This window comes from uncultured Thiothrix sp. (assembly GCF_937873765.1).
Lineage (GTDB): Bacteria > Pseudomonadota > Gammaproteobacteria > Thiotrichales > Thiotrichaceae > Thiolinea.
Genome location: NZ_CALMZC010000025.1, coordinates 1 through 14,656, shown reverse-complemented (window position 1 = coordinate 14,656; position 14,656 = coordinate 1). Strand labels below are relative to the sequence as shown.

10 protein-coding genes are annotated in these 14,656 nt (G+C 43.9%); 9 read left to right on the top strand and 1 reads right to left on the bottom strand.

The window, feature by feature from the left end:
• Positions 1 to 256 precede the first annotated feature (256 nt).
• Positions 257 to 1,114, bottom strand: a complete 858-nt coding sequence (locus tag Q0307_RS07980; RefSeq protein WP_298659154.1) for a hypothetical protein — start codon at positions 1,112 to 1,114, stop codon at positions 257 to 259.
• A gap of 281 nt (positions 1,115 to 1,395) precedes the next feature.
• On the opposite strand from Q0307_RS07980, the gene Q0307_RS07975 reads away from it, so the two are divergent.
• The 9 genes from Q0307_RS07975 (at position 1,396) to Q0307_RS07935 (ending at position 14,656) form a co-directional block, all read left to right on the top strand.
• The gene (locus Q0307_RS07975) at positions 1,396 to 2,280 is read left to right on the top strand and encodes a 5-bromo-4-chloroindolyl phosphate hydrolysis family protein (protein ID WP_298659152.1); all 885 of its coding nucleotides are present in this window, start codon (positions 1,396 to 1,398) and stop codon (positions 2,278 to 2,280) included.
• A gap of 60 nt (positions 2,281 to 2,340) precedes the next feature.
• Positions 2,341 to 3,519: a toxic anion resistance protein gene (locus tag Q0307_RS07970; RefSeq protein ID WP_298659149.1), complete on the top strand. Its 1,179-nt coding sequence runs from the start codon at positions 2,341 to 2,343 to the stop codon at positions 3,517 to 3,519.
• 12 nt (positions 3,520 to 3,531) lie between these two features.
• Positions 3,532 to 4,611 (top strand): SPFH domain-containing protein, encoded by a 1,080-nt coding sequence (locus Q0307_RS07965; RefSeq protein WP_298659147.1) that lies wholly within the window; start codon positions 3,532 to 3,534, stop codon positions 4,609 to 4,611.
• 19 nt (positions 4,612 to 4,630) lie between these two features.
• The gene (locus Q0307_RS07960; RefSeq protein ID WP_298659144.1) at positions 4,631 to 5,857 is read left to right on the top strand and encodes a primosomal protein N' (replication factor Y) - superfamily II helicase; all 1,227 of its coding nucleotides are present in this window, start codon (positions 4,631 to 4,633) and stop codon (positions 5,855 to 5,857) included.
• A gap of 206 nt (positions 5,858 to 6,063) precedes the next feature.
• A complete protein-coding gene (locus Q0307_RS07955) occupies positions 6,064 to 8,580 on the top strand; it encodes a sugar-binding protein (protein WP_298659141.1) in 2,517 nt (838 codons plus the stop codon).
• Between the two features lie 278 nt (positions 8,581 to 8,858).
• On the top strand, positions 8,859 to 9,533 hold the full coding sequence (locus Q0307_RS07950; RefSeq protein ID WP_298659136.1) for a response regulator transcription factor: 675 nt from the start codon (positions 8,859 to 8,861) through the stop codon (positions 9,531 to 9,533).
• A 31-nt stretch (positions 9,534 to 9,564) separates the two neighbouring features.
• Positions 9,565 to 11,739, top strand: coding sequence for a hypothetical protein (locus Q0307_RS07945; protein WP_298659133.1), 2,175 nt, complete (start codon positions 9,565 to 9,567; stop codon positions 11,737 to 11,739).
• A gap of 188 nt (positions 11,740 to 11,927) precedes the next feature.
• Positions 11,928 to 12,782, top strand: coding sequence for a fimbria/pilus periplasmic chaperone (locus tag Q0307_RS07940; protein WP_298659130.1), 855 nt, complete (start codon positions 11,928 to 11,930; stop codon positions 12,780 to 12,782).
• Positions 12,783 to 12,799: 17 nt separating this feature from the next.
• The gene (locus tag Q0307_RS07935; RefSeq protein ID WP_298659127.1) at positions 12,800 to 14,656 is read left to right on the top strand and encodes a fimbria/pilus outer membrane usher protein; all 1,857 of its coding nucleotides are present in this window, start codon (positions 12,800 to 12,802) and stop codon (positions 14,654 to 14,656) included.

The window sequence follows — 14,656 nt, the reverse complement described above, 5'->3', positions numbered from 1 at the left end:
AGTTTAAATGAATCAGGAACGCGCCAAGGCTTAGCAAAAAAGGCAGACTGACGATTAGCTAAGAACCTGATCACGATCGGCTAACACGGCATGAACAAAATCCTCATGAAATATGTCCAAATATGTCTAAAAAATATTACATAAAAAAATATATGTAATAATTTTTTCTATTCAACTAAATAAAATCTCTTTTTTGTTGCGTGGGATGAAACACAAGTTATAACAAATATTTTTTCTAAAATCGGCTAATAATTTATTACGGCTTAACCAAAGCACTGCCCTCAATCCATCTTTCGAGCACTTTTTTACCTTCATAATGAACTAAAAACCAACCCTCCCCAGCATAAGGATCACCTTCCGTCGCTTGCCAATCGAGTAAAGTCACTGCATCCTTTTTCACTAAATACATCTTGGTTTTAGCAATGGCATTCGGCTTATCATAAAGGGCTGTTTTTTTCACTTTAATTGTTGCTACTGCAAAGGGTAAATTATCACCTGCATCCCCACTTTGTTCGTCTTGACTATTTACAACTTTGTGACCAATAACTTTGCCCTGTGGGTTTTTAAAGGTTAAGCGTTGCCAATTACCATCATTGACAGTGATCGGCTCCCACTCTACCGCCGGATAAAGCTCGCCCTGCCCTAGTTTATATTTAGTGGTATACCAAATCGGCCCACTACGAGTAGAGGTTGTGAGCACTTGTTGTTTGGCATCCACTTCGGGATTACTGACGGTCTCACCAAATGCCTTAAATGCTTGCGCCGATTGATCCCAAAGAAATAACTGGTAAAAAGCATTGACGCCACCGTAGCCGCTGCTCTCCAAAAGTGCTAAATCTTGTGCACCATCAAAATTAAAATCATTGGTCAGCGCAATGTGTTTGATACCATCACTCGCTTCATAGGTTTCGACCACTGCTAAAGACTGCTGCTTGCCATTCGGCAAATGAGCAATGACTTCTGAGCCTGCGGGCTGATCAATTGTGACTTTTTGGCCTGCCATTGGAGTAAATTGAAACGGAAAACGCGCTTCTTGAGTAGCTGCAGAACCTAAGGATAATTGTGTTACTAACAATAGCGCGCCCAAACCTTGAGTGTATGCCCTATAGTTCATAAAAAAATCCCTCGTTTTTATGTGCTTGTTACAAGTAAAGCCCTAAGCTTAACGGTATGGTAACCTTAGTTCTACTTGTAGTTTCTTTTAGCTTTACCTAGTATTGCCTAGAATTATATACCTAGATACAAATAACAGATTTAGCGCTTAAACAGGTATAACCTAAAGGTAGCCACTATGACTTATGCAGTGAAAAAAACCGTGGGCTTTTTATTGCTAACGGCCACTATTGGCTTAGTTAGTTTGCAGTCTGTATATCATTTATTTGTGTGAGAAGCGCGATGCCCAACCCTGTCTCTAAAGCCCAACGTTATGCGCCTGTTGCTGCCGCTACAGCGAGTGAAGCAGCACATCAAGTACGCACCAGCCTTAAAGGTCTATTATTGTACTTTTTGCCGTTTCCATTGCTAATTGGTGCTATTGCAGCTTTAGTAGCAGGTAATGTAGGTAGCACTCTCCTGTTAGGTGGTTCGTTTGCAGCCTATATGCTTGCTGCCACGATTGCCCGACGTGGCTTTAAATTGGAGGCTGAATACCAACGCCGTAAAATTGCGCGTGCCCCTAAAACTCCGTTCAAAACGGTTGCAGCGATTTTTACATCTGTGACTACAGGTGTACTAGCTTGGTTAGGCGCTAAATATGGCCCAATTGAAGCGCTGGTGATGGCAGCCGCAACCTTCTTAGCCTTTGCTTTATCCTATGGACTTGATCCGCGTCGTGATAAAGCGGGCAATATTTCCTTAGGTGTAACTGCCGATGAGATTATCGATGCCCTAGATGCTGCTGAAATACGCATCAAATCTATCGAAAATGCGCGGCGCTCGATTCGCAATCCTGACTATAGTCAACGTTTAGATCGGATTACCTCGAAAGCACGCGAAATTCTTACCACGATTGAAGATGATCCAACGCGCCTGTCGCGGGCACGTAAATTCTTAAAAGTCTATTTGGATGGTACAGAAAAAGTTGCCCAAGGCTATGCGAAAAGCCAGAATAATAAAGAGGGCATGACCACTACCTTAGATACTGATTTTAATCGAGTTTTAGATTCAATTGAGCAAACTTTCCAAGAGCAGCAAACTAAACTTTTAGAAAATAATAATTTCGATTTAGATGTGCAGATTGCCGTGCTAGAACAGCAATTAAAACGCGAAGGCGTATTTTAAACACGATTAAAGCTTCTGCCTGCTATCAAGCAAACTTCAAGAATTAATGAGGAGATAAAAATGAGCAACACTGACCTGCAGACCACCACTACAACAACCGCCACTACCGCTTTAGCCATCATTCCCGGCACTGAAATTGCCCCAGTACCAGCGATTCAAGCTGAAGTCACTCCTTATACAGCCGCACCGCCCGCAGTTAAGCAAGAAATTGAAAACCTAATTGGTGAAATTGATTTAAAGGATCGTAGCAGCATCATGTTCTTTGGCACTAAAACCCAAGAGCAAATGACGGTCATCTCGGAAAAAATGTTGGAAGGTGTCAAAAATAAGGATATTGGCGCTGCAGGTAAATCCTTAACTAGTATGATTACCGCTATCAAAGGCTTCGATATCGATGCGCTCAATCCGAATGACGAGCCTAGCTGGTGGGAAAAACTGTTAGGAAAGGCTAAACCGGTAGTGGAGTTTTTAAGTCAATATGAAGAAGTACGTAAGCAAATCGACTCCATTACCGATGAAATGGAAGGTCACAAAACTCAGTTACTAACTGACATTATCACTCTCGATAAGCTGTACGAAGCTAACCTCGACTTCTTCCATAAACTCGAAAACTATATTGCTGCGGGTGATGAAAAGCTCAAACGCTTAGACAGCCACGATATTCCGGCTTTTGTGGCTCAAGCTACAGCGAATCCAAGCGATATGGTCATGGCGCAAAACCTACGCGATCTGCGCAGTGCACGCGATGATTTAGAGCGGCGTGTGCATGATTTACGTTTAACACGTCAAGTCGCTATGCAAAGTTTGCCAAGTATTCGTCTAGTACAAGAGAACGACAAAACCTTAGTGAATAAAATCAATTCTACTTTGATTAATACCGTGCCTTTATGGAAGAACCAACTCGCTCAAGCAGTGACCATTTTCCGCATGAGTGATGCGGCTGAAGTGGTGAAAAAGGCTAGCGATTTAACCAATGACTTGTTGGAAAAGAATGCGGAAACCTTACGCTTAGGCAATGCTGAAACGCGTAAGCAAATGGAGCGTGGTGTATTTGATATTGAATCGGTGAAGAAAGCGAATCGAACTCTTATTGACACCATCAATGATTCTTTGCGAATTGCCGATGAAGGCAAGGCCATGCGCGCCCGTGCTGAGGAAGAATTGCAAGTGATGGAAGGCGAATTACGTGAAGCCCTCGTCGCTGCCAAATCTCGTGTTGCTGCTGCCAATCCACGCTAACTAAGGAGTCTCATGATGGGATTATGGGATAAATTAATGGGTGAATTTGTTGATGTCATCGACTGGACTGATGACAGCAATAATACCATGGTACATCGCTTTGCACGGCAAGGAAATGAAATCAAATACGGTGCTAAACTTACCGTGCGTGAATCGCAAGTGGCTATTTTTGTGAATGAAGGCGAAGTCGCTGATATCTTAGGCCCCGGTCTTTATGTGCTCGAAACGCGTAATTTGCCGCTTCTTTCGACTTTACAGCATTGGGATCATGGTTTTAGTAGCCCGTTTAAGGCCGAAGTTTATTTCTTCAACACCCGCCAATTTACCAATCTGAAATGGGGGACGCGTAACCCGATTATGGTGCGCGATAGTGAGTTTGGTGCAGTACGCTTACGTGCGTTTGGCACTTACTCTATGCGCATCACTGACCCTAAACTCTTTATGCAAGAGATTATGGGCACCGATGGCAATTTTCGGGTGGAAGAAATCAGCGATCAACTGCGTAATCTAATTGTTACACGCTTTTCTACAGTGGTCGCGCAAGCCAATATTCCAGTTTTGGATATGGCAGCCAATACTGAGCAGTTCAGTCAATTCATCACCAATAAAATTGCCCCTGAATTTAAAGCTTATGGTCTAACCCTCACTCAAGTTTTGGTAGAAAATATTTCTCTGCCCGATGAGGTTGAGCAGGCTTTAGATAAGCGTACAAGCATGGGCATGATCGGGAATTTAGACCGCTATCTGCAATATCAAGCGGCTGAAAACTTGGGTAAAAGTGATGGCAGTGCTGTGATGGATATGGGCGTGGGCTTAGCCATGGCGGGTAAACTGTCGGATGCGATGCGCTCGAGTGAAGCACCCACTATTCCACCACCTTTACCTCAAGCTAGTTGGCATGTAGCACAAGGTCAACAGAGCAGTGGCCCACATAGCTTGTCAGACTTGCAAGCGATGGTTAAAGCGGGCAGTTTGAACGCTTCTACTTTAGTGTGGCAAGCGGGTATGGCGCAATGGCAAACGGCTGGAACGGTTCCTGCTTTAAGTAGTTTAATACCAGCCTCTCCACCACCCTTGCCGCCAATTCCTTAAAACAAACGCTAGCGCCAGAATGACAGAAACGACAAAACGCGCTTCAAACACTTTAGATCAGACTCCACAACAACATTTCCCTTGTGAAGAATGTGGAGCTTATCTAATGTATCAACCGGGCATTCGTGTCCTGCGTTGTGATTATTGCGGCCACGAAAACGCGATTATCGATGCACCTGCGAAAATTAAAGAGTATAGCTTTTCCTCAGCTTTAGAGGCTTTAGCCCATTCTGAAAAGCGGCCTTTAGATAATACCCCCATCATTAAATGCCCGAACTGTGCAGCCAGTTTCGAGCTTAAGAAGAATCAGCATGCTGGCGACTGCCCTTTCTGTGGGACTCCAGTGGTGACCAGCACTGGGGAAACGCGGCTATTTCAACCGAAATCACTACTACCATTTAATATCACTGAACAGCAAGCCCGCGCTTCATTTGACAAGTGGATTGGGCAACTTTGGTTTGCGCCTTCTGCTTTAAAAAATAAAGCTTCCCGTGATGAGCGCTTGTTAGGCATTTATGTCCCTTATTGGACTTATGACAGCCATACCGATAGCTATTATCAGGGGCAGCGTGGCACTATTTATTACGTGCAGGAAGTGGTCACAGAGGTGGTCAATGGGCAAACTCGACAGCGTGTTATCAATGTACCTAAGATTCGTTGGACACCCGTTTCTGGGCAAGTCCGCCAATTTTTTGACGATGTTTTAGTCGGTGCGACCCGTTCTCTACCCCGTAAAATTTTAGATAATATCCAGCCTTGGGATTTAGACCAATTAGTCAATTATAATGAGGCTTATCTCAGCGGCTTCCAAAGCGAAATCTATCAAGTTGATTTGGATGAGGGCTTCAATCAAGCCCGTGAATTGATGGAGCAAGCGATTCAACAAGCCGTGCGGCGCGATATTGGTGGCGATCAGCAACAGATCACTGCTTTAGATACGCGTTATTCAGATACTACTTTTAAGCATATTTTGTTACCCGTTTGGTCAGCAGCATTTCGTTATCAAGGCAAGATTTATCGCTTTGTTATCAATGGCCGCAACGGGCGTACTCAGGGCGAACGTCCCTATAGCGTCGTGAAAATAGTCTCTTTGATTATTACTCTCTTGGTTTTGATGATTGGCTTAGGTTATTACTTAGAAACCAGTGGTATTTTGGAGCAAATGCTGCAACAAGGCGGAAGTATGCAATATGAGTACTATCCAAATACGCCGCATTATCCAAGCTATCCTAACTACCCACGTTAGTACCACTTATCAAAAAAATTAATTATCCTCTGAACTTGAGCTAGGCTAATTACTCTAAATGACTAACTTTAACTAGCCAAGCTTTCAGTTCTTGCTAAGCTCTAGGCATTTATAATTCTAATAGTATGGACGCACATCAGCTTGCTGCGGGGTCAAAATAAGCAAGCTGATGAAAAAAACTAATAAAAATATTGGGGCTAATAACTATGATAACGCGATTCTTCAGGGAAAATCGCCTCATTGCAGCGGCATTGCTAATTTTATTGCAGTTGCCAACTTCAGCGGTACAGGCCTATTACAACGCTAATTCACCATTAGGTACGAATACCAATGAAGTATTAGAATATGACTCTAGTGCCCCCTTTCTTGATTTGTTTAAAACCTCCTTACCCTTCCGTGAAGCAGCACCTTTTCTGACCAAAGGTTCAGTTCAATATGATCGTTTTGGCTGGCCAACTTCGATTGCACCCGGGGCGCAAGCTGGTACGCGTTTAATCAATAAATTACCCGCCAATACCATTCCCCGTGGCTATTACACGGTGCTTTATGAAGGCCAAGGCAAGATTGAATATGGCTTAGATGCAAGCTTAGTAGAAGCACAACCGGGGCGGGATGTGATCTTGATTGATCCGGGCAAAGATAATGAATACAGCGTCAAATTAGAAATCAAAGCCACCAATCCCGACAACTACATCCGTAATATTCATGTGATTCCCCAAGGCGGGATTTGTGCGAGCAACCCTTTTCAGCGCGTGAATGGCGCGTCTCAATGTGCTCGTGGTGATTTTTTAGATTTCGAGCGCAATCATGAAAAAATTATTTTCAATCCCGATTATTTAAAATTCATGAAAGACTACAAAGTAGTGCGTTTTATGAATATGAGCGGAATTACCCGCAACCCCATTCAGCGTTGGGCTGATCGCTCTTTAGTCGAACAAGCGACTTGGGGAGGTGCTGAAGGGGTACGTGGCGCCCCTTTAGAAGTGATGGTAGAGCTAGCCAATCGCCTCCATGCTGATCCTTGGTTTACGATTCCGCACGCGGCTGATAATGACTTTGTGCGTCGGTTCGCAGAGTATGTACGCGCTAATCTCGACCCAGACTTAAAGATTTATATTGAATATAGCAATGAGACGTGGAATGGAATTTTTAGCCAACACGCCTATATGAAACAAGGCGGTAAGCAGCTTAATCTTGATCCGGTTGATTATGTGGCAGGCTATAAATTTTATTCACTGCGCTCCGTGGAAATCTTCAATATTTTCGAGCAAGTCTTTGGTGGCAAACAGCGCTTAGTGCGCTTAATGGCAGGACTTAATGGTAATCCGGGCATGACCGCCACCATGCTGTCCTTTCGGGATGCGTATAAACAAACCGATGCTTATGCGGTCGCCCCTTATGTGTTTGGTGATATTAATGAATTGCGCCGTGCTTCTAGCGTGAATGATATTTTCCGCGCAATGACCAATAAAAATGCTAATCACTCTTTACCAAAAGTACTGGAAGCGGTGCGTAAACAAGCGGATGTAACCCGTCAATTTGGGGTGGATTTGATTGCTTATGAAGGCGGTCAGCACCTGATTGATGATAAAACCAAAAGTGATGATCAACACCCGAATAAGCTCTTTTATGCGGCTAATCGTAGCCCCGAAATGGCAAAAATCTATAAGCAACTCTTAGATGGCTGGAAGCAAGCCGGTGGGAAATTATTTGTGCATTTCTCCTCACCGCGTACTTATAACCGCTTCGGCAGCAAGGGTACCAAAGAATATATTACCCAACCGGATAAAGAAGCTCCAAAATATTTAGCCTTAACTCAGTTTATTAGTGCGAATCCCTGTTGGTGGCCGAGCTGCTCAAGCAGTACCGTAGCACGGATACAAAAACCACGCGCTTTGAGTACGGCAGAATTATCACGTTTAACTGGGGATATGCCTACCGCTTTACCCAATAGCCAAGAAGAGAAAGCAGAGACTGATATTGCTGGTAATATTCCGCAAATCGACCCTGTTAGTGAGCCAAGCAAACCCACTAGTCCAATCTCTAACCCACCCATTACCAGAGCACCAGAGTTACCCAACATTCCACCGATGCGCTCACAACCGGTCTTAGTTTCGATGAATAATCCACCGCAGGAAAAGTATGTGTTTGGCAATAAAGCCGCTATTCCTCAAGCACGTGACCCACTCAAGCCTATGGCTAATGCTTCGGCCTATCAACTACGTAAAGTGATTGCCGGTCAGGTTGAAAACTCACGCGATTTAGCCGCCATTTGGCAGGCAAGCTGGGATACGAAGCGCTTGTATTTACGCATTGCAGTCGCCGATGATCAAATGAAACTGGATTCACCGCAGGTCTGGGATGATGACAGTTTAGAGATATTCCTCGATGGTGATGCCAGCCAATTACGCCACTATGATGGCCGCGATGACCTGCATATTTTCTATCGCTGGAGGGATCGGGAAATTACCTTCGGTAAAAACTCCGCACGCGCCAAAGTCGATTATCGCAGCCAATATATTGATGGTCGCTATGTTTTAGATTTAGCAGTCGATTGGGATTCGATCCAAATTAGCCCGCGCCCCGGCCATCGCATTGGGCTTGAACTGCAAGTCAACGATGATGATAACGGTGGGATGCGCGATGGCAAACTAGGCTGGTTTAGTCGGGTTGAAGAGGTTTGGCGTGATCCGAGTTTGATGGGTGAAGCGGTTTTAGAGTGAAATTTTAGCGATCACTACAGTCCTCTAAAAGCTGGATAGATTTTTTAGTCTATCCAGTTGTTCTCCTACAGTCTGGTTTTAAATTTCTTCATGAAAATCTGCTAGCACTTTCCCAATGCTTTATCCCTTCACACCTGCTGATCAAGTACCGATCAGTGAGCACTCGTGCAATTTCGTCGGATGATAACCGATAAACCCTTGTTTTAAGCTATAAAACGACTAGAGCTAGGCTCATTCCAACACTCATAACGATTAAATTAAGCTATTAGGAGCGGCTTATGCAAACAGCATTAATTCTTGAAGATCATGCAGAAACGGGGCAATGGTTGCAGCAACTCTTAGCAACGGCCTTTCCAGGGATAACGATTACGCTCTGCTCTACTTGCCAAGCTGCTAGAGAACATATCCATCAAGAGCAATTCAATTTAGCCTTAATGGATATTAGTCTACCCGATGGCAATGGTATTGATCTGATCGCCCAGCTTAGACAGACCTCACCCCATGCTTACATTATCATGAGCACCATTTTTGATGATGACGATCATTTACTCTTAGCTTTAAAAACTGGAGCGCAAGGTTATTTATTGAAAGACATGCCTGAACAAATTTTTGTGCAAAAATTACGTGGTATTTTAATGGGTGATCCACCTTTGTCGCCGAGTATTGCACGGAAAATTTTGCATTGCTTTCAAACTGATGGCGTAAAAACGGCTAGTGCAGGCAACAAGGAGCTGTGTGCACCGACCGAATCGTTGACAGTGCGCGAGCAAGAAGTCCTAACCTTAGTGGCTAAGGGCTATAGCCGTAAAGAAATTGCTGGGCTATTAAATTTATCCAGTAATACTATTGCCCGCTATGTGCGTGATGTTTATCAGAAACTTAATATTTCTAGCCGTGCTGAAGCGGCTGTAACAGCTTGTCGTCTGGGTTTAGTCAGTACAGAGAATCATTGATGCTATTAATACAGCGAACGCAGCACTCTTTATGAATTGGAAAGCATCCCTCCCTGCTATTCCGCCAGCTACTGTCCTCCTCGCTGTGTTATTGTTTGTTGTGCTCACACTGCTGGCTTCAGTCTATTTATTGACACAGCAAGTGTGGACAGGCATCAATGTCAGTACTGATGCTACACATATCACACTGACGATTGAGTCTATCGATAAGGACTCGCCTGCTTTCGGTAAGCTTCAAGTGGGTGATCGTTTAGCAGGCATCAAAACTGAACAGGGTTTATTGAAGCTTACGCCAGCTCTTCAGGCATTTGACCCTCTAGCCATCCCATCTTTCTCCGAACAAAACATACACTATCAACAGCAAGGCCTTATACATCAAGCCTTGTCCAATCCCGCAGGTGTTATTTTTGTAACCGCAGCAGGTAAAGCTGTCACTCTAGCGCCTAAACTATCTACACCAATTACCACGATTCCTTGGTTATTTTGGGTGCTATGCCTAGTTAACCTTATAGCTCCTATTGTTGGGGCGTTGGTATGGACGTATCGCCCTTATCAGAAAGATTCTTTATATTTGCTATTACATAGCCTGCTCTATTATGTCTTTGCTGTGAATTCTGCTGCTGTGGCTGCTGTAGAATTTTACATGGAACCCACTACCTTAAAGATAAACCTAGTCCTGCAAGTCATCGGCATTAACTTTGCTGCTGCTCTTATCTTAGTCATTCTATCACGCTTGCCAAAATCATTGACACAGGGATACTGGTTATTTTGGCTTATCATGGGAATTACAGCAGCGTCGACTTTAAACTATCATGCTCAATGGTTTGAAACACCTGTACATATTTTTTATATGCAATATCCTTTTCTTTATACAATCACAATTATTGTTGTACTTATACAAAGACATCATACTCGACACCAACCTAATGAACGTATCGCTTTATATATTCTTGCCACAGCGTTTATGCTGCCAAATACATTTATTATTGCACTTTATGTAACCCCAATTCTCATGGGATCACCAACACTCGTTGATGTGATTATTGTAAGACTTTTATTCATTCCCATACCTATAGGGCTGGCTATCGGTATTTTACGCTATCGCTTATTTGATATTGAATTTTGGTGGTTAAAATCATTGATCTGGTTATTAGGTGGATGCTTAGTTGCTTTAATTGATTTAAGCTTAACCGCTCTTCTACATGCCTCAGCAACTTATACCCTAGCTCTATCCATTATCATTGCAGGCTTTGTATATTTCCCGCTGCGTCAATGGCTGTTAGCCAAACTAGTGCCCTCAGATCGCGAATCCTTACAAGATTTTCTGCCTGCTTTTAGTGTTAACATGGCTAATGCCACCTCAGCAACTATGTTTGAGCAAGGTTGGCAAGCATCACTCCTACAGCGTTATCACCCCTTACACCTGAGCCGGTTAGAACAAAAACTCACTAAAGTAGAACTGTCTGATAATGGCTTACACTTGCTAATCCCAACGATTAAGGGAGATCAATATTATCGACTCAGTGGTAAACAACGCGCTGCTCATTTATTTAATCGAAAAGATGTTAAATATGTTGAAGCCCTCTTAACCATTGCACGTATGGTGAGCAATGCCAGTGAAGATCGTAAGCAGGTGATTTTAGAAGAGCGTCAGCGCATTATGCATGATCTACATGATACGATGGGCGCTCGACTATTATCATTAGCCCACCAAGCGCCACAAGCCGCTTATAAACAACAAATTCTACAAGCCATGCAAACCTTACGAGAAACCGTGCGAGTTTCAGTCAAAAGCAACCCTTTAAGCTTGAATGAGCATTTAGCCGATTGGCGTGTAGAAATTGCGGAACGTTGTGAACATGCGGGTGCTAGTTTGCACTGGCAGCAGGCTAGTGATTTAGACACTGAACAAATTCAAGCACGGCGATTACTGGATTTGAGCCAAACCCTCCGTGAGCTGGTAACTAATGCCCTAAAGCATGCCAGCCCCTCCGATTTAAGTATAAAAATCACTAGAAGTCCAACTCATTTAGAATTGCATCTTGCGCATAATGGCAATATTTCTTGTCCATCGACCTGGATAGAAGGTACAGGTTTAAAAAGCATGACTAAACGTGTCCACGAAAATTTATCTGGGCAAATGAAAATCTATATTGAACCTGCCGCACCTAGCTTATTAATAGCACAGATTATTATCCCTTTATAAACCCTTATTTTAATTTTAATATAAAAAACAATATCAGATAAGCGGACTATATTTAACGATTAAAGCAAATACAGTGAACATCTAAAAATAAACCCACTCAAATAGAGGTATTCATTTGGGTGATTATTTTTATTTTGACAGGCATTAAAATCTCAAAACAACCACTCCACCTAATTGAGATTTAAAGCATGTCTATTCAAAATTTCACTAGCAAATATAAACTAAGCTACCTTTTATCTATTTTTCTAAGCTACTTATCATTAACTACTTGCAGCTATGCTTTTCAGCTTAGCCCTGCAGTTGCTGCTTTAGATGCCACCGGCATAAAATCTGAGCAAATTTATTTACTCACTAATAGCAGCCCCAAGCCTGCTGCTATTCAATTCAGTGTCACCACTCGTCAACAAAATACCGATGGTAGCGAGCAGCGCAATCCGGCAGCGAATTCCTTTAGCGTTCACCCCTCACAAGTCGTTATCCCAGGCGGTGGTACTCAAAAAGTCAAAGTAAAGTGGGTTGGAGGTAGTGTGAATCGTGAACAAGCTTATCGTTTCATCGCTAAACAGTTACCCATTCAATTGGAACAGAAAGGCGATATTAGCCTGAATATTGTGATGACGATGGAAGGTGCACTCTATGTGAAACCCGCCAATGCGGCAAATGCGTTAACTACAACCGGCGCGCGCCCTGCTGATTACACACCATCGACTGCTGAACTAGCCGCCGTGGAACAAGCCGCTAATCAAACCACCACTCGGCCAGAAGCTTTAGTGGTCAAACAAGTTCAAGTGGTGAATACCGCTCAAGGTAAACGCCTGTCAGTGACGGTGCATAATCCCGCACATGAACACATTATTCTGAACCAATTAAGCTTACAACTCAGTAATCCAGCCGGGCAAAGCTTCAAACTTAGTGGTCAACAACTCGGTAATTTGCTCCAGCAAAATCTGCTGGGTGGGGCAACTCGCCATTTTATCTTGCCAATCCCATCGGGCTTTGACGCGAGCAACACTTGGCAAGGGCGCTTAAGTAGTCAACCTTAAGCCCGAGGATGGCAGGCATGGCTAAGCAAACTTTTTGGCTAGCAGCCCCTCTAGTTCTCAGTAGTAGCCTCAGTCAAGCAGCAAATACTGAAGAGGAGTTGGCGGCTATTTACCAACAAGTTTTTGGAAAAACTGCAGCCAAGCTACCCACTGAATTAGAGACCGAATTTAGTGTGAATGGTCAAGGTGGCGGGTCAATCCGTGCCTTGACGGATCAAACTCAACTGACGCGCTTACAACGTGAAGTGCTCCTGCCGCGCTTACAACCCTACTTAAAAGAAACTCTCTATCAACAACTCGAACAGCAATCACAAGGACAAGTTTGGCTTAACTTGAGCACCCTAGAAAACGTGGGCGTTAAAGCACGGTATAACTTAATGGAGCTAAAAATTGACATCAAAATCAATAGTAAAAGCCTGAATCGGCGGATGCGCTCCTTATTAAATGTGGGAGGTCGGCAAAATGTGATTCCTGAGCGCTTAGCTGAACCGGCCAAACTCAGTGGGCATATTAATTTTTATGGCGCGTTACAACACGAATTTGATGCGCCGACCCAAGCAACACGCCAACAAATTCGGCTGGAAACGGCATTCAATGCTCAAGGCTATGTGTTTGAAAATTTATTCACTTATGACAGCCGGTTGGAAACCGGTTTGCGCCGTGAACAGAGCCGACTGGTGATCGATGACGCAGAAGCTGAGCGTCGTTATCAAATTGGGGACATCAGCAGCTCTGGGCGCAATTTTCAAAGCTCACTGCCACTCGGCGGGGTTCAAATCATGCACGATTTGATCTGGGCCAATGGACAGACTTATACCCCTCAAGGCAATCATCGTTTTACCCTCAGCAGCGATGCAGAGGTGGAAGTTTGGCAAGATGGCAACCTCAAGCGCACCTTAAAGCTGAAAGCTGGCGACTACGACATGCGAGCTATTGATGCTTTGGGGAGTAATCAGGTTAAACTGAAAATCACTGATGATTTCGGCAAAGTTAGTATTCAAACCTTCAGTCATTTCACCGATAGCCGTTTACTGCATCCCGATATTTCCCGCTATGCCATTAGTGTGGGTTTTCCAGCGACACAACGCAGTCAAGAGCGCAGTTATGATACTCAACGTAAAATCGTCAGTGCTTATTATCAACAAGGTATCACTGAACAGCTCACTGCGGGTGTCGATGCACAAACCGATGGTAAGTATCATCAAATCGGCACCGATGTCATTTGGGCAACCGCCTTGGGTAATATCAATGCAGGCTTGAGTCATACCCGTCGCCCTGATGGTCAAGCAGGCCAAGCTGCTCGTTTACAAATTAGCGGTCGCCCTGCACACCCGTCAGACCCTGCCAAACGCTATCCAATTAACTGGGATTTTTCTTTAGAAGCCTATAGCCAGCATTATCAAGCCTTGAGTGAAAGCGCATGGCTAGGCACGAGTAGCTCTGTAACACAGGCTTTGCACTATCAAGCGAGCTTAAGTTTAAGTAAAAGCTTTACGGAAAAAATTAATACTAATGTCAATATCAGCCAGCGTCATTATCACGATGGCAAACAAGCAACTTATTTAAGTGCCAATGTCTATGCACAAATTAATCGTTATCTGCAAGCCTCGGTATATGCCAATACTCAAACTAATCAACAGCAAACCCCTGATTTTGGAGTAAGGGTCGGCTTTAGTTTGCCCCTAGATAGCAAAGCGGGGAAACGCAGCCAGCAACTAGATGGGAATTATGACTCTGGTAGCCAAACCAGTCGCCTTGGTTATCGGCTTGGCTCAACAGGACAATGGGGCAAAGATAGCCTACAAGGCTCATTACAACTTGGGTGTTTTTGCCCAAAAGCACGAATCGGACTATTCCAGAACCTCGCCACCTGA